Origin of the sequence: Streptomyces sp. NPDC020996 (assembly GCF_040641355.1) — a bacterium.
In the GTDB taxonomy this organism is placed as follows: Bacteria; Actinomycetota; Actinomycetes; order Streptomycetales; family Streptomycetaceae; genus Streptomyces.
In genome coordinates this window covers 12689-36172 of sequence record NZ_JBFADM010000064.1, presented here as the reverse complement: position 1 = coordinate 36172, position 23484 = coordinate 12689, and the positions used below count along the sequence as shown (strand labels likewise).

The following is a 23484-nucleotide window of genomic DNA, read 5'->3' as shown; positions in this document are numbered from 1 at the left end:
CCCTCGCAGGGCCTAACCGACCCGGCAGGGCAGGGTCGTCGCGGTGTCGCCGCCGTCGCCGGTGACGACGTATCCGAAGGTGGTGCTCGCCCCTGGACTCAGCGAGCCGTTCCAGTCGGCGTTGTGAACCATCACGTCCTGGCCGGTGTAGGTGGCGTTGCCGTTCCACAGGCTGTCGACCTTCTGGCCGGCCGGCAGCGTCCAGTCGACCATCCACCCCAGCATCGGCACGTCGCCGGTGTTGGTGACGGTCACCTCGGACTGGTAGCCGCCGTTCCAGGTGCCGGTCGTCTTGCGGGTGGCGGAGCAGGTGCCGGGGACCGGGTCCGTCGGGTTGCCCGGGTCGTGGATGCCCGTGACCTCGCCGTTGCCGCCGTCGAAGACCACGTCGGAGCAGGAGTAGAAGGTCTCCGCGCTGTCCGAGCGCTGCCACACCATGTAGATGATGTGCCGCCCCGACTTGCCCTCCGGGAGCTTGCCGGTCCAGGAGTAGTTGGCCTCGACCGTGCCCGGTGAGCCGTTGAGCGGCGGGTGGTCGACGCTGAGGAACGGGGTGTCCTCGATGTCGTCCCAGGTCAGCCTCTTGGTCGGGTCGAAGCCGTCCTTGGTGATGTAGACGTAGAACCAGCCCGGGTGCGCGGCCCAGGCGTTGTACGAGAAGTCGACGGTCGCGCCCGAGGTGAGGTGGGTCAGCGGCCAGTCGTTGCGCGGCAGGTTGAAGCCGGTGAAGTTCGGGTTGCCGCCGCTGCACAGCTCGCCGTCCGGCACGAAGCCGCGGGTGCGGCCGGCGCCGTCCGAGCGCAGCACCGAGAACCAGTTGTAGAACGGCGTGGTGCCGCTGATCTGCTGGGCGGCCTTGCAGGCCGGGTTGACCGGCTTGATCTCGCCGGTGTCGGTGAGGCCGTCCTGCCAGCACAGGAAGGTACGGCTGCCGGGCTTCATCGGAGTGCCGTGGGCCTGCGCCGGCCCGCCGGCCGTCAGCACCAGGGCCAGGGCCGGGACGGTGGCGAGCAGGGAGACCAGGACCAGGAAGAGAGCCTTGGTCCGGTTGGAGGGCGCCGGTCGGCGCACGGTATTGATTGACAGGATCATGACATTCGGATTCCTTCAGCTGCGGCCGTGTGTGGGGGACGGGCGTGCGTCGATGGTCCGAGCGGGCGAGGCGGGAGCGCCCCGTGGCGGCGGGTTCCGGTCCACCGTCATGGGAGCGCTCCCACCTCTCCACTGGCGAAGCTAGCGCCGAGTGGCCCGGTTGTAAACGCCTGAAGCACACAGGACGTATGCGAAGTGGCCGCGGCGCGGTTCCTGCCCGCTTCCGGTGGGGTTCAGGCGCGGTTCCGGCGCGCGGGCGACTCGGGCCGGACCGGGCCGTCCGGGCCCCGGTTGCGGACACGGCGCAGGACCGCACCCCCGTCACCGTCACCGGGGATGCGGCCCTGAACTGCCGTGTGCCGCAGCCTACTTGCGGATCAGGTTGCGCAGCACGTACTGCATGATGCCGCCGTTGCGGTAGTAGTCGGCCTCACCGGGGGTGTCGATGCGGACGACCGCGTCGAACTCGACACCGGTGTCGGTGGTGACCTTGACCGTGCGCGGCGTGGTGCCCTCGTTCAGCTCGGTGACGCCGGTGATGGAGAAGGTCTCCTCGCCGGTCAGGCCGAGGGACTCGGCGGAGGCGCCCTCCGGGAACTGCAGCGGCAGGACGCCCATGCCGATGAGGTTCGAGCGGTGGATGCGCTCGTAGGACTCGGCGATGACGGCCTTGACGCCGAGCAGGGCCGTGCCCTTGGCCGCCCAGTCGCGGGACGAGCCGGAGCCGTACTCCTTGCCGGCCAGGACGACCAGCGGGACGCCGGCGGCCTGGTAGTTCTGCGAGGCGTCGTAGATGAAGGAGACCGGGCCGCCCTCCTGCGTGAAGTCGCGGGTGTAGCCGCCCTCGGTGCCCGGCGCGATCTGGTTGCGCAGGCGGATGTTGGCGAACGTGCCGCGGATCATGACCTCGTGGTTGCCTCGGCGGGAGCCGTAGGAGTTGAAGTCACGACGCTCCACACCGTGCTCGGTGAGGTACTGGCCGGCCGGGGTGTCGGCCTTGATCGCGCCGGCCGGGGAGATGTGGTCGGTGGTGACCGAGTCGCCCAGCTTGGCGAGCACCCGGGCGCCGGAGATGTCGGAGACCGGCTCCGGCTCCATGCCCATGCCCTCGAAGTACGGGGGCTTGCGCACGTACGTCGACTCCGGGTCCCACTCGAAGGTGTTGCCGGTCGGGATGGGCAGCGCCTGCCACTGGGCGTCGCCGGCGAAGACGTCGGCGTAGGACTTGTTGAACATGTCCTCGCCGATGGCGTTCGCCACGACGTCGTTGACCTCGGCCTCGCTGGGCCAGATGTCCTTGAGGAAGACCGGGTTGCCGTCCTGGTCGGTGCCCAGGGCGTCGCGCGTGATGTCCACCTTCATGGATCCCGCGATGGCGTACGCGACGACCAGCGGCGGGGAGGCCAGGTAGTTCATCTTGACGTCGGGGTTGATGCGGCCCTCGAAGTTCCGGTTGCCGGAGAGGACCGAGGTGACGGCGAGGTCGTGGTCGTTGACGGCCTTGGAGACCTCCTCCGGCAGCGGGCCGGAGTTGCCGATGCAGGTGGTGCAGCCGTAGCCGACGAGGTTGAAGCCGACCTTGTCGAGGTAGGGGGTCAGGCCCGCCTTGTCGAAGTAGTCGGTGACGACCTTGGAGCCCGGGGCGAGGGTGGTCTTGACCCACGGCTTGCGGGTCAGGCCCTTCTCCACGGCCTTCTTCGCGACGAGCGCGGCGGCGACCATGACGTACGGGTTGGAGGTGTTGGTGCAGGAGGTGATGGCGGCCACGGTGACGGCGCCGTGGTCGAGCTCGTAGGTCGTCCCGTCGGGGGCGGTGACCGGAACCGGGTTGGACGGCGCGCCGTTGGGGTGCACGGCGGGGGCGTCGGAGGCCGGGAAGGACTCCTGGCCGGCCTCGTCCACGCTGTCCACGTAGTTGCGGACGTCCTGCTTGAACTGCTCGGCGGCGTTCGCGAGGACGATCCGGTCCTGCGGGCGCTTGGGGCCGGCGATGGACGGGACGACCGTCGACAGGTCCAGCTCGAGCTTCTCGGAGAAGTCGGGCTCGGCCTTCGGGTCCAGCCAGAGGCCCTGCTCCTTGGCGTACGCCTCGACGAGCGCGACCTGCTGGTCGCTGCGGCCGGTCAGACGCAGGTAGTTGAGGGTCTCGTCGTCGATCGGGAAGATCGCGGCGGTGGAGCCGAACTCCGGGGACATGTTGCCGATGGTGGCGCGGTTGGCGAGGCTGGTGGCCGCCACGCCCTCGCCGTAGAACTCGACGAACTTGCCGACGACGCCGTGCTTGCGGAGCATCTCGGTGATGGTGAGAACGAGGTCGGTGGCGGTGGTGCCGGTGGGCAGCTCGCCGGTGAGCTTGAAGCCGACCACGCGCGGGATCAGCATGGAGACCGGCTGGCCGAGCATGGCGGCCTCGGCCTCGATGCCGCCGACGCCCCAGCCGAGCACGCCGAGGCCGTTGACCATGGTGGTGTGCGAGTCGGTGCCGACGAGGGTGTCGGGGTATGCCTGCCCGTTCCGGACCATGACCGTGCGGGCCAGGTGCTCGATGTTCACCTGGTGGACGATGCCGGTGCCCGGCGGGACGACCTTGAACTCGTCGAACGCGGTCTGGCCCCAGCGCAGGAACTGGTAGCGCTCCTTGTTGCGGCCGTACTCCAGCTCGACGTTCTGCTTGAAGGCGTCGTTGGTGCCGAACTTGTCGGCGATGACGGAGTGGTCGATGACCAGCTCGGCCGGGGCCAGCGGGTTGATCTTCGCCGGGTCGCCGCCGAGCTCCTTGACGGCCTCGCGCATGGTGGCGAGGTCGACCACGCAGGGGACGCCGGTGAAGTCCTGCATGATCACGCGGGCCGGCGTGAACTGGATCTCCTGCGACGGCTGGGCCTGCGAGTCCCAGTTGCCGAGGGCACGGATGTGGTCGGCGGTGATGTTCGCGCCGTCCTCGGTGCGGAGCAGGTTCTCCAGCAGGACCTTCAGGCTGTAGGGGAGCCGGGCCGAGCCCTCCACCTTGTCCAGGCGGAAGATCTCGTACGACTCGTCGCCCACCTGCAGCGTGCTGCGGGCGTCGAAGCTGTTCGCCGACACGACAGTCTCCTTCATTGATGTGCGCGTACCACCACACCGCAAACCATATGCGGCTACCGCCGCGTGGTGCCGCCACGGCCTCTGGACCAATCCGCTGAAGCGAGACTGAGTAAGTCATGCCTCACCGGGGTGGCGGCTGCGGTGCACCTCGGCAGATATCTCGATGTCGAGATAACTCTAGTACATGGGCGGCGGATGGTCATGCGGGGCCCGGCACGCTGCCTCCGCACCCCGCACCCGCGGCCCTACCCGACCGTGCCGGTCGCGGGGCTGTAGGCGGTGCCGCTCGTGAAGGAGGTACGGGTGCCCTTGACCCGGACCTTGATCTTGCGGCCCTTGTCGGCGCTGGTCAGCTTGTACGTGGCCGACGTGGCCCCGGAGACCGCCGTGCTGCCCCGGTACCACTGGTAGCTGTACGCGGTGGGCTTCACCGACCAGGAACCGTTCTTCGCGGTCAGCGTCGAACCGACCTTCGCGGTACCACTGACCGCGGGCGACTTGTAGGCACTGATCCGCTGACCCGCCAGCGCGGTCAGCGCGCTCCTGTCCCCGGTCCCGGTCAGCTGGTGGTAGCTGTTGGAACCGACACCGAGGACCACACCGTCGGCGTCCCGCACCAGGGTGTCCGCCGCGGTGCTGGCCACTTCCACCATCCCGGCCTTGCTGGGCTGGCCGGGGGCCACCCGCACGGCGTCGGCGGTGGTCACCGGGGTGCCGATGTCGCTGAGCTGCCCGTAGTTGGCGCCGATCCCGTAGACGAAGCCGTACTGGTCCACGGCGAGCACGCTGCTCTGACCCGCCTCGATCGCGACCGCGTGCTCGATGCCGGGAATCCTCCGGGCCTGCGTATGGTCGTTCGTGTCGGCGCTGCCGAGCCCGAGCTGCCCCTCCGAGTTGTCGCCGGTGACCCAGACGTGGCCGTCCGAACCGAGCAGGACGACGTTCTCGTAGCTGACGGCGACGGCCTTGATGCTCATGCCGGCCGGAAGGCCGCCGAAGGCGGTCAGCTGCTTGAGCGATTCCTTCACCGACAGTGAGCCGTGCGTGCTGTAACCGGTGCCGTACACACCTCCGTCCGACGCCAGCACGACCGTCTGGTACGCGGCGGCGTCGATGGCGGTGGCGCGCACTCCCGAGGGCAGGCCGGCCAGCGGGGTCAGTTTGTAGGTCGAGCCCGTCGGCATCGACGTGGTCAGCACACCGTTGCTGTTCCAACCGGTGCCGTACACCTTGCCGTCGGAGCCCAGCACCACGGAGAAGTTGAGCCCGGCTGCCACCGCCTTGGCGGACACCCCGCTGGGCAGCCCCGCCAGCGGAGTCAGGGTGGACTTGTGCTGCTGGCTGTGGTCGGCGCTGGTGTCGGTGAGCTGGCCCACCCCGTTCGCGCCGGCGCCGTAGACCTTGCCGTCGGATCCGACGACCAGGACGAAGCGGTATCCGGAGGCGATCGACTGCGCCCGCACCCCGCTCGGCAGCCCGGCCAGTGCGGTCGGGGTGGCGCGGGTCGCCCCCGAGGCGGCCTGCACGTCCCAGCCGGTGAGGTAGACCTTGCCGTCACCGCCGATGAAATAGGTGGTGTCCTCGCTCACCGCGATCGTCGCCGCGTGCGGCTTGACGGTGGGCGTGTACGCCTGGGCCGGCTGCACCGTCGCGCATATCACCGCGGCGGCGACACCGGTCGCGGCGGCCAGCTTGTGAAGACGTCTCATCTCGATCGGCTTTCTCTCGTCATGAGCCGGCCCGTGGAGGGCCGGCCCGGATCCGCGGCAAACATAGCGAGCCGCAAGGGACGTCGGGAGAAAGGATGGAGGTCTGGTGATGATCCGTTACAGCCGCGACGAAGCCGTTTCAGCGGCTTCCCGACAAGCCCGCCACGACCGGTCACAGCAGACGGTTCATCCCGTGCCGCGGTCCTACCCGACCGTGCCGGTGGCGGGGCTGTAGGCGGTGCCGCTCGTGAAGGAGGTACGGGTGCCCTTGACCCGGACCTTGATCTTTCGGCCCTTGTCGGCGCTGGTCAGCTTGTACGTGGCCGACGTGGCCCCGGAGACCGCCGTACTGCCCCGGTACCACTGGTAGGCGTACGCGGTGGGCTTCACGCTCCAGGAGCCGTTCTTCGCGGTCAGCGTCGAACCGACCTTCGCGGTACCACTGACCGCGGGCGACTTGTAGGCACTGATCCGCTGACCCGCGAACGCGGTCAGCGCGCTCCTGTCCCCGGTCCCGGTCAACTGGCCCTGGCCGTTGTAGCCGACACCGAGGACCACACCGTCGGCATCCCGCACCAGAGTGTCCGAATCACCGGTGGCCACTTCCACGAACGGGGCCTTGCTGGGCTGGCCGGGGGCCACTCGAACGGCGTCGGCGACGGTCACCGGGTTACCCAGCTCACCGAGAGCGCCTCCAGTGTTGTCGCCGGTCGCGTACGTGATGCCGTACTTGTCAACCGCAAGCACGTTGCCGTAACCCGCGTCGATCGCGACAGCCTGGTCGATGCCCGGGATCTTCCGCGCCAGCGGGTGGTCCTTCGTGTCGGTGGCACCGACCCCGAGCTGTCCCCACTCGTTGCTCCCAGTGACCCAGACGTGACCGTCCGAGCCGAGCAGGACGACGTTCGCGCCACTGACGGCGACAGTCTTGACGGCCAGACTGCCCGGCAGGCCGCCGAAGACGGTCAGCTTCTTGGCATCTCCCGTCCCCGTCAGGGAGCCATGCGCACTGTCACCCGCACCGTACACATGTCCGTCCGATCCCAGCACGACGGTGGTGTAGCCGTCGGCGGCGATGGTGGTCGCGCGCACTCCGGAGGGCAGCCCGGCCAGCGGCGCCAGCTTGTAATTCAGCTCGGACGGCATCGACGTGGTCAGCTCGCCGTAGATGTTCCGACCGGTTCCGTAGACCTTGCCGTCGGAGCCCAGAACCAGGGAAAAGGCATAGCCGGCCGCCACCGCCTTGGCCGACACCCCGCTGGGCAGCCCCGCCAGCGGGGTCAGGGTGGACTTCCAGCCCTGACTGTGATCGGCGCTGGTGTCGGTGAGCTGGCCCTGGGCGTTGACACCGGCGCCATAGGCCTTGCCGTCGGAGCCGACGACCAGGACGAAGCGGTATGCGGCGGCGATCGACTGCGCTCGCACTCCGCTGGGCAGTCCGGGCAGGGGAGTCGGGGTGGTGCGGGATACGTTCCCCGCGGGGTCCTGCACGTCCAAGCCGGTCTGGTAGACCTTGCCGTCACCGCCGATGAAGATGGTGGTGGTGGGGCCCACGGCTATCGTGGTCGCCTGCGGCTTGACGGCGGGCGTGTACGCCTGGGCCGGCTGCACCGTCGCACATATCACCGCAGCCGCAACACCCGTCGCGGCGGCCAGCTTGTGAAGACGTCTCATCTCGATCGGCTCTCTCTGGTCATGAGCCGGCCCGCGAAGGGCCGGCCCGGATGCGCGGCAAACATAGCGAGCCGCAAGGGACATACGGAGGAAAGATGGAGGCCTGGTGATGATCTGTTACAGCCGCGATCCGTTCTGCGGACAGAACAGCCACCCCCGTCACAGACGACGCTCCGTCACCCGTCCGGCCCCCACCGGATCCTGGTCGGAAGTCCTGGCCGGGGCCCGACCCGTCGGCGCGCCGCCGGGATGACGTTCCGCCGGCCCTGCGGCCGACCGTCGTCGCCCTACTGACCGTGATGGCCGCCGAGGGCGCGAGCGTGCTGCGGGACATCCATGTCATCTACCGCGGGTGTCAATGCCTCCCCGAGCGCCCGAACTCGATCAAGGCGATGTACCTCCCACCACTCAGGGCGGCCCTTCCTCGTCCCGCGCCGTGGCGTTACCCGACCGTGCCGGTGGCGGGGCTGTAGGCGGTGCCGCTCGTGAAGGAGGTACGGGTGCCCTTGACCCGGACCTTGATCTTGCGGCCCTTGTCGGCGCTGGTCAGCTTGTACGTGGCCGACGTGGCCCCGGAGATCGCCGTGCTGCCCCGGTACCACTGGTAGCTGTACGCGGTGGGCTTCACGGACCAGGAGCCGTTCTTCGCGGTGAGCGTCGAGCCGACCTTGGCGGTGCCGGTGAGCGAGGGCGCCTTGTAGGCACTGATCCGCTGCCCCGCGAACGCGGTCAGCTCACTCCTGTTCCCGGACCCGGTCAGCTGGTGGTAGTCGTTGGAACCGACGCCGAGGACCACACCGTCGGCGTCCCGCACCAGGGTGTCCGAGACATTGCCGGCCACTTCGACGACCGGGGCCTTGCTGGGCTGGCCGGAGGCCACCCGCAGGGCTGCGGCCGTGGTCAACTGCTTGCCGATGTCGCCCACGTTGCCGTAGTTGACACCCGTCGCGTAGACGATGCCGTACTTGTCCACGGCGAGCACGCTGTCGACGCCCGCGTCGATCGCGACCGCCTGGTCGACGCCGGGAATCTTCTGTGCCAGCGGGTGGTTGTCCAGGTCGGTGGTGCCGATACCGAACTGCCCGACACCGTTGCTTCCGGTGACCCAGACGTGCCCGTCCGAGCCGAGCAGGACGACGTTCGCGTTACCGACGGCGACGGCCTTCACGCCCAGGCTGACCGGCAGGCCGCCGAGGGCGGTCAGCTTGTTGACCGCGTCCTTCACCGAGAGCGAGCCCATGACGCTCTGGCCGGCGCCGTACACATGTCCGTCCGATGCCAGCACGACGGTGGTGTTGAAGCCGGCGGCGATGGTGGTCGCGCGCACTCCGGAGGGCAGCCCGGCCAGCGGGGTCAGTTTGTAGTTCGCGCCGGTCGGCATCGACGTGGTCAGTTCGCCGTAGGTGTTCCGACCGGTGCCGTAGACCTTGCCGTCGGAGCCCAGCACCAGGGAGAAGTACTGCCCGGCGGCCACCGCCTTGGCGGACACCCCGCTGGGCAGCCCCGCCAGCGGAGTCAGCGTGGACTTCCACCCCTGACTGTGATCGGCGCTGGTGTCGGTGAGCTGACCCTCGTCGTTCGCACCGGTGCCGTACACCTTGCCGTCGGAGCCGACCACGAGGACGAATTGGTATCCGGCGGCGATCGACTGCGCCCGCACCCCGCTGGGCAGACCGGCCAGGGGAGTCGGGGTGGTGCGGGACACGTTCCCCGCGGGGACCTGCACGTCCATGCCGGTCTGGTAGACCTTGCCGTCACCGCCGATGAAATAGGTGGCGCCGGTGCCCACTACCGTCGTGGTCGCGTGCGGCTTGACGGTGGGCGTGTACGCCTGGGCCGGCTGCACCGTCGCGCATATCACCGCGGCAGCGACACCCGTCGCGGCGGCCAGCTTGTGAAGGCGTCTCATCTCGATCGGCTCTCTCTCGTCATGAGCCGGCCCACGGAGGGCCGGCTTGGATGCGCGGCAAACATAGCGAGCCGCAAGGGACGTCGGGAGAAAGGATGGAGGTCTGGTGATGATCCGTTACAGCCGCGACGGCGCCATTTCAGCGGCTTCCCGACAAGCCCGCCACGACCGGTCACAGCAGACGGTTCATCCCGCGCCGTGGCGTCACCCGACCGTGCCGGTGGCGGGGCTGTAGGCGGTGCCGCTCGTGAAGGAGGTACGGGTGCCCTTGACCCGGACCTTGATCTTGCGGCCCTTGTCGGCGCTGGTCAGCTTGTACGTGGCCGACGTGGCCCCGGAGATCGCCGTGCTGCCCCGGTACCACTGGTAGCTGTACGCGGTGGGCTTCACCGACCAGGAACCGTTCTTCGCGGTCAGCGTCGAACCGACCTTCGCGGTACCACTGACCGCAGGCGACTTGTAGGCACTGATCCGCTGCCCCGCCAGGACGGTCAGCGCGCTCCTGTCCCCGGTCCCGGACAGCTGGTGGTAGCTGTTGGAACCGACGCCGAGGACCACACCGTCGGCATCCCGCACCAGGGTGTCGGAATCGCTGCTGGCCACTTCCACCGCCAGGGCCTTGCTGGGCTGGGCGGGGGCCACCCGCAGGGCGTCGGCCGTGGTGATCAGGTCGGCCAGGCCACCGAAGCCGTAGTTGGCGCCGGTCACGAACACGATGCCGTACTTGTTCACGGCGAGCACGTTGTCGTAGCCCGCCTCGATCGCCACCGCCTGATCGATGCCGGGGATCATCCGAGCCAGCGGGTGGCTGTTCTGGTCGGTGGTGCCGAGACCGAACTGCCCGTTCTGGTTGCTGCCGGTGACCCAGACGTGGCCGTCCGAACCGAGCAGGACGACGTTCGCGTAGCTGACGGCGACGGCCTTGACGCCAAGGCTGACCGGCAGCCCGCTGAAGGCGGTCAGCTTCTTGACCGAGTTCGGCACCGTCAGGGATTCGAGAAAGCTGTAGCCGGTGCCGTACACATGTCCGTCCGACGCCAGCACGACCGTGGTGTAGCTACCGGCGGCAATGGCGGTCGCGCGCACTCCGGAGGGCAGCCCGGCCAGCGGGGCCAGCTTGTAGTTGAAGAGCGACGGCATCGACGTGGTGAGTTCACCCGTTGTGTTCCTGCCGGTGCCGTAGACCTTGCCGTCGGAGCCCAGCACCAGGGAGAAGGCATAGCCGGCCGCCACCGCCTTCGCGGACACCCCGCTGGGCAGCCCCGCCAGCGGAGTCAGGGTGGACTTCAGGTGCTGGCTGTGGTCGGCGCTGGTGTCGGTGAGCTGGCCCTCGGTATTCACGCCGGTGCCGTACACCTTGCCGTCGGAGCCGACGACCAGGACGAAGTGGTATCCGGCGGCGATCGACTGCGCCCGCACCCCGCTCGGCAGACCGGCCAGCGCGGTCGGGGTGGCGCGGGTCGCCCCCGAGGCGGCCTGCACATCCCAGCCGGTCTGGTAGACCTTGCCGTCACCGCCGATGAAAAAGGTACTGCCATCGCTCACAGCCATCGTGGTCGCCTGCGGCTTGACGGTGGGCGTGTACGCCTGGGCCGGCTGCACCGTCGCGCATATCACCGCGGCAGCGACACCCGTCGCGGCGGCCAGCTTGTGAAGGCGTCTCATCTCGATCGGCTCTCTCTCGTCATGAGCCGGCCCACGCAGGGCCGGCCCGGATGCGCGGCAAACATAGCGAGCCGCAAAGGAAATACGGAGGAAGGATGGAGGCCTGGTGATGATCTGTTACAGCCGCGATCCGTTCTGCGGACAGAACAGCCACCCCCGTCACAGACGACGCTCCGTCACCCGTCCGGCCCCCACCGGATCCTGGTCGGGAGTGCTGGCCGAACCCCGTCCCGCCGGCGCACCGCCGGGATGACGTTCCGCCCGCCCTGCGGCCGGCCGTCGTCGCCCCGCTCACCGTGATGGCCGCCCAGGGCGCGAGCGTGCTGCGCGGCATCCATGTCATCAACCGCGGCTGTCAATGCCTCCCGAGCGCCCGGACTCGGTCAAGGCGATGCACCTCCCACCACTCAGGACGGCCCTTCCTCGTCCCCTGCCGCGGTCCTACCCGACCGTGCCGGTGGCGGCGCTGTAGGCGGTGCCGCTCGTGAAGGAGGTACGGGTGCCCTTGACCCGGACCTTGATCTTTCGGCCCTTGTCGGCGCTGGTCAGCTTGTACGTGGCCGACGTGGCCCCGGAGACCGCCGTGCTGCCCCGGTACCACTGGTAGCTGTACGCGGTGGGCTTCACCGACCAGGAGCCGTTCTTCGCGGTCAGGGTCGAGCCGACCTTCGCGGTGCCGCTGACCGTGGGTGCCTTGTAGGCGCTGATCCGCTGACCCGCGAAAGCGGTCAACTCACTCCTGTTCCCGGTCCCGGTCAGCTGACTCTGGCCGTTGTAACCGACACCGAGCACCACGCCGTCGGCGTCCCGCACCAGGGTGTCCGAAGCGCCGCTGGCCACTTCCACGATCCGGGCCTTGCTGGGCTGGCCGGGGGCCACCCGCAGGGCCTCGGCGACGGCCACCGGGGAACCGAGGTCGCCGAGCGAGTTGGCAAAGTTGGCGCCGGTCCCGTAGACGACACCGTACTGGTCCACCGCGAGCACGTTGTAGTGGCCCGCATCGATCGCGACCGCCTGATCGATGCCGGGAATCTTCCGGGGCAGCCGATGGTCGTTCGAGTCGACGGTGCCGAGCCCGAGCTCCCCGTACGTGTTGTCGCCGGTGACCCAGACGTGACCGTCCGAACCGAGCAGCACGACGTTCTCGTCGCTTACCGCGACGGCCTTGACGCTCAGACCGACCGGAAGGCCGGTGAAGGCGGTCAGCTGCTTGAGCGGGGTCGTCGACGTCAGCGAGCCGCGCTCACCGTAACCGGCGCCGTACACGCGTCCGTCCGATCCCAGTACGACCGTCTGGAATGTGCCGGCGTCGATGGCGGTGGCCCGCACTCCGGAGGGCAGGCCTGTCAGAGGAGTCAGCTTGTAGCTCGCGCCGAACGGCACCGCCGTGGTCAGCTCACCATTGCTGTTCTGACCGGTGCCGTAGACCTTGCCGTCGGAGCCCAGGACCAGGGAGAAGGAGAACCCGGCCGCCACCGCCTTGGCGGACACCCCGCTGGGCAGCCCCGCCAGCGGAGTCAGGGTGGGCTTCAGGTCCTGGCTGTGATCGGCGCTGGTGTCGGTGAGCTGACCCAGGCCGTTCACGCCGGTGCCGTACGCCTTGCCGTCGGAGCCGACGACCAGGGCAAAGTGGTATCCGGCGGCGATCGACTGCGCCCGGACCCCGCTGGGCAGTCCGGACAGTGGGGTCGGGGTGGCGCGGGTCGCTCCCGAGGCGGCCTGCACGTCCCAGCCACTCAGGTAGACCTTGCCGTCACCGCCGATGAAATAGGTGGTGTCGTCGATCACCGCCATCGTCGCCGCGTGCGGCTTGACGGTGGGCGTGTATGCCTGGGCCGGCTGCACAGTCGCACACACCACGGCGGCCGCGACACCGGTCGCGCAGGCGAGCTTCTGAACGCGTCTCATCTTGTTTCCCGATTCCCCTCCTGGGCGGCCCCTCCGAGGCCGGCCCGCATGTGCGCCAAACCTAGCGATCCGCGGAGGTCAGGCAGGGAAGTGATGGAGGTCTGGTGATGATCTGTTACAGCATCAGGACGGCGTGAAATCCGCCGCGACGTGCACCGGGGCGACAACGTCCCGTTCTCCACGCCATCGCCGCCACCACGCCCCGGGCGCCGTGCAGCGCGACGCCGAGCCACCTGCCGGCTCCGCCCGCGTCGACGGCGTCGACGCCGTGGACTGAGCGCGTCGAGCCGGGGCAGCCGACAGGGGACCGGTACGTTCCCGAACCACCGAGAGGAGACACGGCATGCCCCTCACCTTCCGCAAGAGTTTCCGGATACTTCCGGGAGTGCGCCTGAACATCAACCGGCGCTCCTGGTCCATCACCACCGGCGGTGCGCACGGCCCGAAGCACACACACAGCAGCACCGGACGTCGTACGACATCGGTTGATTTGCCCGGACCTTTCGGGTGGCGTCGCACCCGTTCCGCGAGGCGGCGTTGACAGCGCGTCACCCGAACGGACCCCCCTGGGATGCCCCATCTCATATCTGAGATAGCCTCAGCCTCATGGCAGACGACTACCTCGTACGCATCGGCAAGCTCATCCGTGACGCGCGGCAACACCGCGGCTGGACGCAGGCACAGCTCGCGGAGGCTCTGGGCACCAGCCAGAGCGCGGTCAACCGCATCGAGCGCGGCGGCCAGAACATCAGCCTTGAGATGATCGCCCGCATCGGTGAGGCGCTGGAGAGCGAGATCGTCTCGCTGGGCTACGCGGGCCCGATGCACCTGCGGGTGGTGGGCGGCCGACGGCTGTCGGGGGCGATCGACGTCAAGACGAGCAAGAACGCCTGCGTGGCACTGCTGTGCGCCTCGCTGCTCAACAGGGGCCGCACGGTGCTGCGCCGGGTGGCGCGCATCGAGGAGGTCTACCGGCTCCTGGAGGTGCTCAACTCCATCGGCGTACGCAGCCGTTGGATCAACGACGGCGTCGACCTCGAACTCGTGCCGCCCGCCCGGCTCGACATGGAGGCCATCGACGCCGAGGCGGCCGTACGCACGCGGTCCATCATCATGTTCCTCGGCCCGCTGCTGCACCGTATGAACAGCTTCAAGCTGCCGTACGCGGGCGGTTGCGACCTGGGGACGCGGACCATCGAGCCGCACATGATCGCGCTGCGCCGGTTCGGACTCGACATCGCCGCGACCGAGGGTCAGTACCACGCCCGGGTCGACACCTCGGTGCGGCCCGGCCGGCCGATCGTGCTGACCGAGCGCGGCGACACGGTGACCGAGAACGCGCTGCTGGCCGCCGCCCGGCACGACGGCGTCACCGTCATCCGCAACGCGTCCTCCAACTACATGGTCCAGGACCTGTGCTTCTTCCTGGAGGCGCTCGGCGTGCAGGTCGAGGGCATCGGCACCACCACCCTGACCGTGCACGGCGTGCCGGAGATCGACGTCGACGTCGACTACTCGCCCTCCGAGGACCCGGTCGAGGCGATGAGCCTGCTGGCGGCCGCGATGGTGACGGAGTCGGAGCTGACTGTGCGCCGGGTACCCATCGAGTTCCTGGAGATCGAGCTGGCGGTCCTGGAGGAGATGGGACTCGACCACGACCGCACGCCCGAGTACTGGGCGGACAACGGCCGTACGCGCCTGATCGACCTCACCGTGCGGCCCTCCAAGCTGGAGGCGCCGATCGACAAGATCCACCCGATGCCGTTCCCCGGCCTGAACATCGACAACGTCCCGTTCTTCGCGGCCATCGCCGCCACCGCGCAGGGCAAGACGCTGATCCACGACTGGGTCTACGACAACCGCGCGATCTACCTGACCGACCTCAACCGGCTCGGCGGACGCCTGCAACTCCTCGACCCGCACCGGGTCCTGGTCGAGGGCCCGACCCGCTGGCGCGCCGCGGAGATGATGTGCCCGCCCGCGCTGCGCCCCGCCGTGGTGGTCCTGCTGGCGATGATGGCGGCCGAGGGCACGTCGGTGCTGCGCAACGTGTACGTCATCAACCGCGGCTACGAGGACCTCGCCGAGCGCCTGAACTCCGTCGGGGCGCAGATCGAGATCTTCCGGGACATCTGAGGGTCCTCGGAAGCATCGCCCGCCAGGGCCGGCCGGCAGGTCCGGCGCTGATACAGATCGCGTTGTACCGGTTCACGCGCTGGACCGGGTCGGTCGCTGTACGTGACGATGGGTCTGCCGAGCGTGGCGCAGCGCGTTCGGCATCGGAGAGGACCCGACAGCACGAGGCACAGGGGAAGGCGGCTGCGACGATGACCGACAACGGCGTTGGGGTGGGCGGGAGTTCCGGGCAGGCCGGGGGCAACGGAAGCTGCGAGCCGGAACTTTCCGACAGCCTGAAGACGTTCGGCGCGGTCCTCAAGGCCTTGCGCGAGGAAGCCCGCCTGACGCAGGAGCAGTTCGCGCCGCTGATGCGGTACTCGGTCGCGTACATCGCCAAGATCGAACAGGGCAAGCGGTTCCCGCCACGGGATCTGCTGGAGCGGTCGGAGGAGGTGCTGGGGGCGGCCGCGGGGCGGGTGCTGAGGGCGGCGGCCCGCAGTCTCACGCGGAAGGCGGGGCTGGCGTCGTGGTTCCGGCAGTGGGCGGGGATCGAGGAGGAAGCGATCTCGCTGTATGCGTACGAGTGCGCTGTGATTCCGGGCTTGCTCCAGCCGGAGCCCTACATTTGCGCGCTCTTCGAGCGGCGCCTTCCGCCTCTTTCGGAGGAGCAGTTCGAGCAACAGGTCACGGCTCGGCTCGAACGTCAGCGTCTCCTGAGGGAGCGGCCGAACAGCACGTTCGGCTTCATCATCGAGCAGGCCCTGCTGGATCGCCGCCTGGCGGGCGACAGAGTCACCCACACGTTGCTCAGCAGCCTGCTCGAAGTGGGCCGTCTCCGGAACGTGGAGATTCAGATCATGCCTCGGGTCCAGGAGGATCACTCCGGTTTCGAGGGCCCTCTCTACCTCGCCGAGACGGTGGAGAATCGATGGGTGGGCTACGTCGAGGCGCACGATTGCAGCATGCTCGTCACCGACACAAAAGCCGCAAGCGCCATGCTTCAGCGCTATGGCAGGATGCGCTCACAGGCTCTGAGTCACCAGGCCACCGCGAGCCTGCTGGAGCAGATGCGAGGAGCGTTATGAGCACCAGCGAACTTGCTTGGTTCAAGAGCAGCTACAGCGGCGGTGGGGGCGGCAACTGCGTCGAGGTCGCCGTGCGCGCCGAGGCCGTCCTCGTCCGGGACTCGAAGGACACGGGCAGGCGGGCGCTGGCCCTGTCCCGCGACGCGTGGTCGGCGTTCACGACGCTGGCGGCGGAGTCGCCCGTCTGAACTTCCGGTGGGGCGGCGTGTGTCGCCGCCCCACCGGCCGCTACCGCCCGTCCACGGCGGTCACGGGCACAGCGGGCCGTCCTGGACGGTGCAGCTCACCTGCCAGGGGGTCCACGCGCCGTTGTCGTGGCGCATCCGGAACCAGTAGTTGCCGTCCCGGCCGATGGCCGCGATGGTGAAGTTCGTGAGGCTGCCCTGGAGATGGTCGATCTGGATCCGGCTCTGGACCCATCCCTCCATGGACAGCCATCCGTTCCAGGAGCCGTCGGTGTTGGTCCAGTTCGTCCACACCGCGTGATCGGTGCCGACGACGAACTCCTGCTTGGTCCCGTTGGCGAACTTCGTGGTCGAGATGCCGTACTCGCAGATGTACTTGTGGCCCTTGTCCTTGCAGGAGGTGGCCGCCTGCGACGGCGCCGCCGCGGCCCCCACCCCCGCGAAGGCGGCCATGGCCGCGACCGCCGTGAGGGCACTCCTGAATCCGCGCATGTGCGTGCTCCTTGGTCGAGTGGTGTGATGGCTCAGAAGTCGTCCGCGCCGCGCCGCAGTTCGGGGGTCCAGTAGCCGGTGAGCGCCTTCGCCGGGTCGACGGCGATGCCGCCACTGCCGGGCGCGGTGACGGCGATGACCGTGGAGTCGCCCTCCAGCGTGACGGAGAACGCCGACACCGGCTCCGTGTCCTCGTCGGTCCCGCCGTCCGAGAACTTCACCAGGGCGTAGGCCGGGGCCCCCGGCGTGAGCACGACCGGCGTGGCCGGCTTGCTCTTGGCCACGGCCGGCACGTCCTGCTTGTGGCTCTCCAGGAACTGCACGTGCGGGAAACCCGGCAGCTTGCAGGAGCGGTGGGAGGTGTTCTTGGCCGTGAGGACGAGGTGGGTGTAGGGCGGGCCGTCCTGCCTGGCGGCGGTGACGGTGATGTCCCCTGCCGTGCAGACCGCGTCGGAGGCGGAGGCCTGCTCGCCGGACGAGCCGGACGAGCCGGACGTTCCCGCGGAGGCGCCGGCGCCGTTGGAACCCGACGAACCCGCGGAACCGGCGGTACCCGCCGAGTCCGCGGAATCCGAGGTGCCGGTGTTCTTGCCGTTCCCCGCCGCGGTCGCCGAAGCGGCGGCCGAAGGGGTGCCCGCGGATGCCGGGTCGCTGTCCGTGCCGCCCTGGCAGGCGGTCAGGGACAGGGCGAGAGCCGTGCCCGCGACAGCGAGCAGCGCGGAGCGGTGACGCCTGGTGTTCAAGAGATCTCCCCGTTTGGGTGGTACGCCGTGTGCGCACGGCTGACGTTCGACGGCGGGCGGTCTGTGCCCCGGCAGCACGCATGCGACCGGGGCGTCCGCGTCTTCCTCCAGTCGATCATTTCGGGCCGGTGCCGCCCAGGCGGTTCCCCCGGCAGAAGTACGGTCGGCCATACTTCTGCCGGGGCTCGCGACCGGACGAGCCGGACGAACGGGGACATCGACGGTGCGGGACGGCACGCCTTCCACGGGGGACTTCGGGCAGCGGTTAAGGGGCCTGCGGGCCCGTGCCGGGCTGAGCCAGGAGGCGCTCTCCCATGCGGCCGGGGTGAGTGTCAGGGCACTGGCGGACATGGAACGCGGGCGTACCCGGGGACCGCAGCGCCGTACCGTCCAAGCGCTGGCCGAGGCGCTGGGGCTGGGTGACGACGAGGCCGCGGACCTGGAGAGGGCCGCCGCCGTGGGCCGTCCGCGCCCGGGGGCGGCCACCGGCCCGGCCGCGCCCGGCACCTTGGCCCTGCCGCGCGACATCGCGGACTTCACGGCCCGTGGCGCGGCCCTCGCCCGACTGCTGGACCTGGCGCGGGACGCCGATCGGGGCCGGCCGGTGGTCACCGTGGTCACCGGGCAGCCCGGCCTGGGCAAGACCGCGTTCGCGGTGCACGCCGCGCACCGTCTCGCCCCGCACTTCCCGGACGGGCAGTTCGCCCTGGACCTGCACGGCATGGATCCCGAACCGGTCACTCCCAGGGACGCGCTGGCCCGGCTGCTGGGCGCGGTGGGCATCACCGACGCGGCGGTACCGGCCTGCACCGAGGACCGGGCCGGCCTGTGGCGGTCCCTTGCCGGGCAGCGGCGGCTGCTCCTGCTGCTGGACAACGCCGTCGACGAGTCCCAGGTCGGCCCGCTGCTGCCCGGTACCGGGCCGTCCCTGACCATCGTCACCAGCCGGCATGCCCTGGCGGGCCTGGAATCCGTCCACCGCTGCGATCTGGCTCTGCTGCGGCGCGAGGAGGCGGTGGAACTCCTGAGCCGCATCATCGGCCCGGAACGGGTGGCGGCGGAGGCACAGGCCGCACGTGATCTGTCCGACCTGTGCGGACACCTGCCGCTGGCCGTCCGGATCGCCGGCCAGCGGCTCCTCAGCCGGCCGCACGAACGGCTGGGCAAGCTCGTCGCCCGCCTCACCGCCGAGAGCCGGCGGCTGGACGGCCTCCAGGCCGGAAGCCTGCGGGTGCGCGCCGCCTTCGCGCTGTCGTACCGGCAACTGCGCCCGGAATCGCGGACGTTCCTGCGCCGCGCCTCGCTGGCCGCCGGCCAGGACTTCAGCCCCGAGACCGGCGCGCTCCTGGCCGGTCTGTCCTACGACGAGGCTGTCGCCTGCGCGGAGGAACTGACCGACGCAGGGCTTCTCCAGAGCGACCCCGCCACCGAGCGCTACCGCTTCCACGACCTGCTCAGACTGTACGCGGCCGAGCAGGTGACGGCCGAGGACGAACCCGGGGTCCGCGACGCCGCCCTGGACCGGACCGCGCTCTGGATGCTGCGCCGGGCCACCGCCGCCGCGCTGCACTTCGACGTCCACCATGAAGGCACCACGCCGTACGGCGACCCGGACCCGGACGGAGCGCCCGCCGGGCAGGAGGAGGCGCGGGCCTGGCTGGAGGCCGAGCAGGCGCAGTGGCTGGCCGCACTGCGCCGGGCGCACGACACCGGCCGGCACCGGCAGGTCCTGGACGCGGCGCAGGCGATGCACTGGTTCTCCGACCGCAACCAGCACTGGGAACAGTGGGTGGAGGTGTTCCAGCGTTCCGCCGACTCCGCCCGTGCCCTGGGCAGCAGGCGGGAGGAGGCGGTCCACCTGAACTGTCTCGCCTGGGCCTACAACCTCTGCGTCCACGACCCCCGTGCCGCCCTGACGAGCGCCGACGCCGCGCTCGTGGCGGCCCGCGAGTGCGGGGACGGGCTCCAGGAGGGCTGGGCACTCGGCTACGGCGCCGGCGCGCTCCACCGGCTGGGCCGGACGCGGGAGGCCCAGGAGCGCCTGCACGAGGCGGCCCGCCGCCTGGCCGAGCAGGACACCCCGCAGTCCCGGCTGGCCGAGCTGACGATACTCAACTCCCTGGGCAGCCTGCTGCGCCAGGCCGGCCGGCCGGCGGAAGCCCTGGACATCCACCGCCGCAGCGAGCGGATCTGCCGCGCGGGGATACCGGGCCGGACGGCGGAGTTGATCGTGTTGTACCACGCGGTCGCCCGGCAGCAGATCGGCAACGATCTGGCGGCCCTGGGACGCTGGCACGAGGCCGAACTGCCGCTGCGGCAGGCCCTGGCCGCCTTCGAGGAGGCGCAGATGCCGGCCTGGGCGGAAGCGGCGCGGCTCGACCTCGGCCAGGTGCTCACCGCCACGGGCCACCGGGAGGCCCGGCAGACGCTGCTCGCCGCCCGCGAGGCCCTGACCGCGCTGAGGAGCCCGCGAGAGGCCGAGGCCGCCGTCGCACTCGCCTCGCTCGACGAAGCCACCGCCGACACCTGAGGCCCGGCGGGGCCTCACGCGGACGGGGTCGCGGCGGAGCGGCGGGCGGCACGTGCGCAGGCGGGGTAGGCGCGCACGGGTGCGCACGTCCGGCGAGGGGATGTCCGGCCGGTGCTGGGCGTCGGCGGGTGACGGCGGCGTGCCGGGTGCGTCGGCGGGTGACGGCGGCGTGCCGGGTGCGTCGGCGGGTCCGCGCCGGCCGAGTGCCCGGGCCGCCACCCGCGCGGGCCGCTTCCGCGGTAGCCGCGGTGTGTCCCAACTCCCTTGAGCGGCAAGGAATCGGCCGCATCAAGTCCGGTCTCGCCGGGCAGCATCCGTGCGTGGACACGCACACACAAGTCCATAGTGCGGGACACGACGCTCGAGGGCGGTCGGCTGTGCGACGTGACTTTCACGGCGGCTGATCGCTGCACGGGGCACAGGTATTGCATAGCATCCACGCGAAGACGCACAGAGTTGTGAGAGGCCGTGAAGGTGATGAGCGGTCACGACCGTTTCGACAGTGCGGACGAGTCGAGGGGCAACAGACGCGAGGCGGACGGCCCGCCCGTATTCGACGACGAGCTTCCCGCCCCCCGGTCGGCGCGCACCGTCCCCCTCGCCGCGCTGCTGGGCTTCGCGCTGCTGAGCACCGTCGACATCCTGCGGGCCGATCTCTCCCCGGCCGCCGAGGCGACCTGTGTGCTGGTGCTCCTGGGGATCCTCGGCCTGCAGTTCCAGCACTCCGCGCCGGGCGGCAGCCGGGCGCCCCTGGCCCGCAGGTGCCTCACCCTCGCCGTCCAGGCGCTGCTGACCTGTCTGCCGCTGCTGCTGTTCCAGGCCTACTGGGCGACGATGGCCGGCTGCCTCGCGGCTTCGCTGCTGCTGCTCCTGCCGCCCCCGGTGGCCTGGTCGCTGTACGGCGTCGTGGGGCTCGGCATGCTGATCCTGCCGGCGTTCGACGGCCGGTCGGTCCTCGACGGCGTCCTGCTCTGCCAGACCACGCTGCTGACCGGGTTCGCCCTGTACGGCCTGGCCCGGCTGGCGGAGCTGGTCACGCGGCTGCACGCCGCGAGCGGTGAACTCGCCCGGCGGGCGGTCACGGGAGAACGGCTGCGCTTCGCCCGCGACCTGCACGACCTGCTCGGCTGCAGCCTCTCCGCGATCACGCTGAAGAGCGAACTGGTCCACCGGCTCATTCCCACGCAGCCCGCCCGCGCGATGAAGGAGGTCGACGAGGTGCTGTCCATCGCCGAACAGTCCCTCACCGACGTTCGCAAGGTCGCGAGCGGGTTCCGCGAGCTGTCCCTGCGGCAGGAGGTCAGGTCGGCGCGGTCGATGCTCGACGCCGCCGGTATCGACGTACGGACGGAGGTCGACCTGGGGCCGCTCTCCTCGCACCTGGACACCGCGCTCGCCACCACGCTGCGGGAGGCCGTCACCAATCTGCTGCGGCACAGCAACGCCTCACGCTGCCGCATCGAGGCCGTCCAACTGGACGGTCTGGTCCGGCTGGTGGTCGAGAACGACGGCGTCGACCCCGCCCACCACGACCCCTCGCCCTACGGCGGCAACGGACTGGTCAATCTGCACGCGCGGATGACCGCGGTGGGCGGTCGGCTGGAGTCGGGGCCCTGGCGGGACGGCACCTTCCGGCTGCTGGCCGAGGTGCCCGTGCCGAGCCCCTCGTCCACCGCGCGGGTGGGCGGCTGACCGGCCCGCGACGCCGCTCCCCCACCCGGCGCGGCTCCCTACGCGGGGCCGCCCTGCCCCGGCAGCAGCCGGAGGAAGGAAGCGGCCGGAGTGTGGTGGGCGACCGCCAGGTCGTTCTCGGTGATGCCGAGGGACGCGAGCGTCTGCCACGGCGGCACACCGGCCACGGGGGCGGAGGCGGCGTCCTTGTCGTTCCCGGTTTCATTCATGAGGACCTCTCTCCGGACAGGGTGCGGGACGTCGGACGGTCGCCGCGGCGCGCGATGCGCAGCCACAGCAGCTGGGAGATGAGCCAGCGCCGCATCGCGCCGAGATGGGCGGGCGAACCGTGCACGTCGTCGAACGTCTTGAACCGCACGTCCTGGAGCGTGCCGCGCAGCAGCGCCTGGTCCTCGGCCGGGATGATCTCGTCACGGCCGCTGGCGACGTACCGTACGGGAATCCGCACCTGCCGCAGCTGCTCCGGGGTGAGCGCGAACTGCCGTAGTAGATAACGGAGTTCGGCGAGGTTTGCGCTGCCGGTGAGGCGGCGCAGGGTGTCGGCCGTGATGCCGGGCACCCGGGGCCACCAGGCCTCGTCCGTGAAGAAGCCGGCGACGGGCGCGCCCACGGTGAGGACGCGGCGGATGCGGGAGTCGTCGGCGGCGGCGCGCACAGCGAGGTGGCCGCTGAAGCTGAGGGCGAGCATGGAGGTGTCGGAGACCCGGGCGCGGTCGGCGAGTTCGTCGAGCAGGAAGCCGAGGATGCGCCAGGAGTCGGGGCCGTAGGTGAAGGTGTTCTCGCCGACGCCGGGCAGTTCGGTGACGACGGCGGCGAAGCCGAGTTTGCACAGCAGCGGCAGCAGGGGCGCCCACTGTTCCTTCACGCTGACGATGCCGCCCATGACGATCAACAGCGGGCGGTGCCGGTCGAGTCCGGCGGCCCAGCAGACGACGGTGCCGTCGCAGGTCTCGAACTCCAGTCGCTCGATGCCGCCCTGGCCCTGCCGCCACCGGTCGAAGGTGTCGACGCACAGGCCCTGGGCGCGGACGCGGTCGGCGTCGCCGTGGTACGGGAACCGGGCGAGCGCGAAGTGGCGGCACGCGTCGAGGAGGTCGCCGTGGTCGGCGGCGGCCCGGCCCTCGGCGGTCCACACCGCGGCCCACGACCCGGGGTCCCCGACGGTGTCGTTGGTGATCCGGGTGAGGACGCGCGTGGCGTGCCCGGCCGTCATGCCCTGTCCCCGGGCGTGCAGGCGGGCGAATTCCTTGAGTTCTTCGAGATGGTCCATCGGTCTCCTAGCGAGGGAACCACCGGTTCGCACCGGTGGCGCCGTCGGGGCGGCGGGGGCGCCGAGGGAGACTCTGGAGACCCTGCCCGCCGGATCCCGCCGGAGCGGCTCTGCAACCCCAGTGTTCCGGCGCCCGCTTGCGCGGTGCTTGTACGCGGGCAGCGTCGCCTGTGTGCGCGGGCAGCGGTGCCTGTGCCAGGGCGGCGTCGCCTGTGCGCGGACGGCGGGGCCGGTCCACCAGAGGCGGGAGCCGGTCCCCGGGAAGCGGGAGCCGGTCCACCGGAAGCGGGGACCGATCCACCAGAGGCGGGAGCCGGTCCCCGGGAAG

Annotated in this window: 17 protein-coding genes and 1 pseudogene; 7 read left to right on the top strand and 11 right to left on the bottom strand. The window is 70.3% G+C overall.

What is annotated here, in order from left to right; translation table 11 throughout:
- Positions 1-12: 12 nt before the first annotated feature.
- The 4 genes from AB0G63_RS32090 to AB0G63_RS32075 form a co-directional block, all read right to left on the bottom strand.
- Positions 13-1092 (bottom strand): lytic polysaccharide monooxygenase, encoded by a 1080-nt coding sequence (locus AB0G63_RS32090; RefSeq protein WP_360757493.1) that lies wholly within the window; start codon positions 1090-1092, stop codon positions 13-15.
- Between the two features lie 366 nt (positions 1093-1458).
- Entirely contained in the window at positions 1459-4191 is a 2733-nt protein-coding gene (gene acnA, locus AB0G63_RS32085) for an aconitate hydratase AcnA (protein WP_360757491.1), read from the bottom strand.
- Positions 4192-4421: 230 nt separating this feature from the next.
- Complete coding sequence (locus AB0G63_RS32080; protein ID WP_360757488.1) at positions 4422-5885, bottom strand: hypothetical protein; 1464 nt, start codon at positions 5883-5885, stop codon at positions 4422-4424.
- A 204-nt stretch (positions 5886-6089) separates the two neighbouring features.
- On the bottom strand, positions 6090-7559 hold the full coding sequence (locus AB0G63_RS32075) for a hypothetical protein (RefSeq protein WP_360757485.1): 1470 nt from the start codon (positions 7557-7559) through the stop codon (positions 6090-6092).
- Positions 7560-7748: 189 nt separating this feature from the next.
- Here AB0G63_RS32075 and AB0G63_RS32070 point away from each other — a divergent pair.
- Positions 7749-8032: pseudogene (locus AB0G63_RS32070) on the top strand (hypothetical protein); the annotation flags it as partial.
- On the opposite strand, the gene AB0G63_RS32065 reads toward AB0G63_RS32070, so the two are convergent.
- The 3 genes from AB0G63_RS32065 to AB0G63_RS32055 form a co-directional block, all read right to left on the bottom strand.
- The gene (locus AB0G63_RS32065) at positions 8002-9468 is read right to left on the bottom strand and encodes a hypothetical protein (RefSeq protein WP_360757482.1); all 1467 of its coding nucleotides are present in this window, start codon (positions 9466-9468) and stop codon (positions 8002-8004) included. The pseudogene AB0G63_RS32070 and the gene AB0G63_RS32065 sit on opposite strands and share 31 nt — an antisense overlap.
- Positions 9469-9672: 204 nt before the next feature.
- The gene (locus AB0G63_RS32060; protein ID WP_360757480.1) at positions 9673-11133 is read right to left on the bottom strand and encodes a hypothetical protein; all 1461 of its coding nucleotides are present in this window, start codon (positions 11131-11133) and stop codon (positions 9673-9675) included.
- A gap of 441 nt (positions 11134-11574) precedes the next feature.
- A complete protein-coding gene (locus AB0G63_RS32055; protein WP_360757477.1) occupies positions 11575-13041 on the bottom strand; it encodes a hypothetical protein in 1467 nt (488 codons plus the stop codon).
- Positions 13042-13384: 343 nt separating this feature from the next.
- Here AB0G63_RS32055 and AB0G63_RS32050 point away from each other — a divergent pair, with 343 nt between their 5' ends.
- From AB0G63_RS32050 to AB0G63_RS32035, 4 genes are all read left to right on the top strand, one after another.
- Complete coding sequence (locus AB0G63_RS32050; RefSeq protein ID WP_360757476.1) at positions 13385-13582, top strand: DUF4236 domain-containing protein; 198 nt, start codon at positions 13385-13387, stop codon at positions 13580-13582.
- A gap of 65 nt (positions 13583-13647) precedes the next feature.
- Entirely contained in the window at positions 13648-15177 is a 1530-nt protein-coding gene (locus AB0G63_RS32045) for a UDP-N-acetylglucosamine 1-carboxyvinyltransferase (protein WP_360757474.1), read from the top strand.
- Between the two features lie 191 nt (positions 15178-15368).
- On the top strand, positions 15369-16244 hold the full coding sequence (locus AB0G63_RS32040) for a helix-turn-helix transcriptional regulator (protein WP_360757471.1): 876 nt from the start codon (positions 15369-15371) through the stop codon (positions 16242-16244).
- Complete coding sequence (locus tag AB0G63_RS32035) at positions 16241-16432, top strand: DUF397 domain-containing protein (RefSeq protein ID WP_360757469.1); 192 nt, start codon at positions 16241-16243, stop codon at positions 16430-16432. Before AB0G63_RS32040 ends, AB0G63_RS32035 begins: the two co-directional genes overlap by 4 nt.
- Before the next feature lie 60 nt (positions 16433-16492).
- Here AB0G63_RS32035 and AB0G63_RS32030 read toward each other — a convergent pair whose 3' ends face one another.
- Together AB0G63_RS32030 and AB0G63_RS32025 are read right to left on the bottom strand one after the other, a co-directional pair.
- Complete coding sequence (locus AB0G63_RS32030; RefSeq protein ID WP_360757466.1) at positions 16493-16921, bottom strand: hypothetical protein; 429 nt, start codon at positions 16919-16921, stop codon at positions 16493-16495.
- A gap of 32 nt (positions 16922-16953) precedes the next feature.
- Positions 16954-17664, bottom strand: coding sequence for a DUF4232 domain-containing protein (locus AB0G63_RS32025; RefSeq protein ID WP_360757463.1), 711 nt, complete (start codon positions 17662-17664; stop codon positions 16954-16956).
- 223 nt (positions 17665-17887) lie between these two features.
- Here AB0G63_RS32025 and AB0G63_RS32020 point away from each other — a divergent pair, with 223 nt between their 5' ends.
- Together AB0G63_RS32020 and AB0G63_RS32015 are read left to right on the top strand one after the other, a co-directional pair.
- On the top strand, positions 17888-20194 hold the full coding sequence (locus AB0G63_RS32020; RefSeq protein ID WP_360757461.1) for a helix-turn-helix domain-containing protein: 2307 nt from the start codon (positions 17888-17890) through the stop codon (positions 20192-20194).
- A 477-nt stretch (positions 20195-20671) separates the two neighbouring features.
- Positions 20672-21886 (top strand): histidine kinase, encoded by a 1215-nt coding sequence (locus AB0G63_RS32015; protein ID WP_360757459.1) that lies wholly within the window; start codon positions 20672-20674, stop codon positions 21884-21886.
- A 38-nt stretch (positions 21887-21924) separates the two neighbouring features.
- Here AB0G63_RS32015 and AB0G63_RS32010 read toward each other — a convergent pair whose 3' ends face one another.
- The gene (locus AB0G63_RS32010; protein WP_360757457.1) at positions 21925-22095 is read right to left on the bottom strand and encodes a hypothetical protein; all 171 of its coding nucleotides are present in this window, start codon (positions 22093-22095) and stop codon (positions 21925-21927) included.
- Positions 22092-23156, bottom strand: coding sequence for an alpha/beta hydrolase (locus AB0G63_RS32005; RefSeq protein ID WP_360757455.1), 1065 nt, complete (start codon positions 23154-23156; stop codon positions 22092-22094). Before AB0G63_RS32005 ends, AB0G63_RS32010 begins: the two co-directional genes overlap by 4 nt.
- Positions 23157-23484: the final 328 nt, after the last annotated feature.

What these genes read in the sequence shown, in the direction of transcription:
- AB0G63_RS32010 (WP_360757457.1), bottom strand. Translation starts at nt 22,095, where the DNA reads ATGAATGAAACCGGGAACGACAAGGACGCCGCCTCCGCCCCCGTGGCC.
- AB0G63_RS32075 (WP_360757485.1), bottom strand. Translation starts at nt 7,559, where the DNA reads ATGAGACGTCTTCACAAGCTGGCCGCCGCGACGGGTGTTGCGGCTGCG.
- AB0G63_RS32035 (WP_360757469.1), top strand. Translation starts at nt 16,241, where the DNA reads ATGAGCACCAGCGAACTTGCTTGGTTCAAGAGCAGCTACAGCGGCGGT.
- AB0G63_RS32055 (WP_360757477.1), bottom strand. Translation starts at nt 13,041, where the DNA reads ATGAGACGCGTTCAGAAGCTCGCCTGCGCGACCGGTGTCGCGGCCGCC.
- AB0G63_RS32005 (WP_360757455.1), bottom strand. Translation starts at nt 23,156, where the DNA reads ATGGACCATCTCGAAGAACTCAAGGAATTCGCCCGCCTGCACGCCCGG.
- acnA (WP_360757491.1), bottom strand. Translation starts at nt 4,191, where the DNA reads ATGAAGGAGACTGTCGTGTCGGCGAACAGCTTCGACGCCCGCAGCACG.
- AB0G63_RS32040 (WP_360757471.1), top strand. Translation starts at nt 15,369, where the DNA reads ATGACCGACAACGGCGTTGGGGTGGGCGGGAGTTCCGGGCAGGCCGGG.
- AB0G63_RS32080 (WP_360757488.1), bottom strand. Translation starts at nt 5,885, where the DNA reads ATGAGACGTCTTCACAAGCTGGCCGCCGCGACCGGTGTCGCCGCCGCG.
- AB0G63_RS32050 (WP_360757476.1), top strand. Translation starts at nt 13,385, where the DNA reads ATGCCCCTCACCTTCCGCAAGAGTTTCCGGATACTTCCGGGAGTGCGC.
- AB0G63_RS32065 (WP_360757482.1), bottom strand. Translation starts at nt 9,468, where the DNA reads ATGAGACGCCTTCACAAGCTGGCCGCCGCGACGGGTGTCGCTGCCGCG.
- AB0G63_RS32015 (WP_360757459.1), top strand. Translation starts at nt 20,672, where the DNA reads ATGAGCGGTCACGACCGTTTCGACAGTGCGGACGAGTCGAGGGGCAAC.
- AB0G63_RS32060 (WP_360757480.1), bottom strand. Translation starts at nt 11,133, where the DNA reads ATGAGACGCCTTCACAAGCTGGCCGCCGCGACGGGTGTCGCTGCCGCG.
- AB0G63_RS32030 (WP_360757466.1), bottom strand. Translation starts at nt 16,921, where the DNA reads ATGCGCGGATTCAGGAGTGCCCTCACGGCGGTCGCGGCCATGGCCGCC.
- AB0G63_RS32045 (WP_360757474.1), top strand. Translation starts at nt 13,648, where the DNA reads ATGGCAGACGACTACCTCGTACGCATCGGCAAGCTCATCCGTGACGCG.
- AB0G63_RS32090 (WP_360757493.1), bottom strand. Translation starts at nt 1,092, where the DNA reads ATGATCCTGTCAATCAATACCGTGCGCCGACCGGCGCCCTCCAACCGG.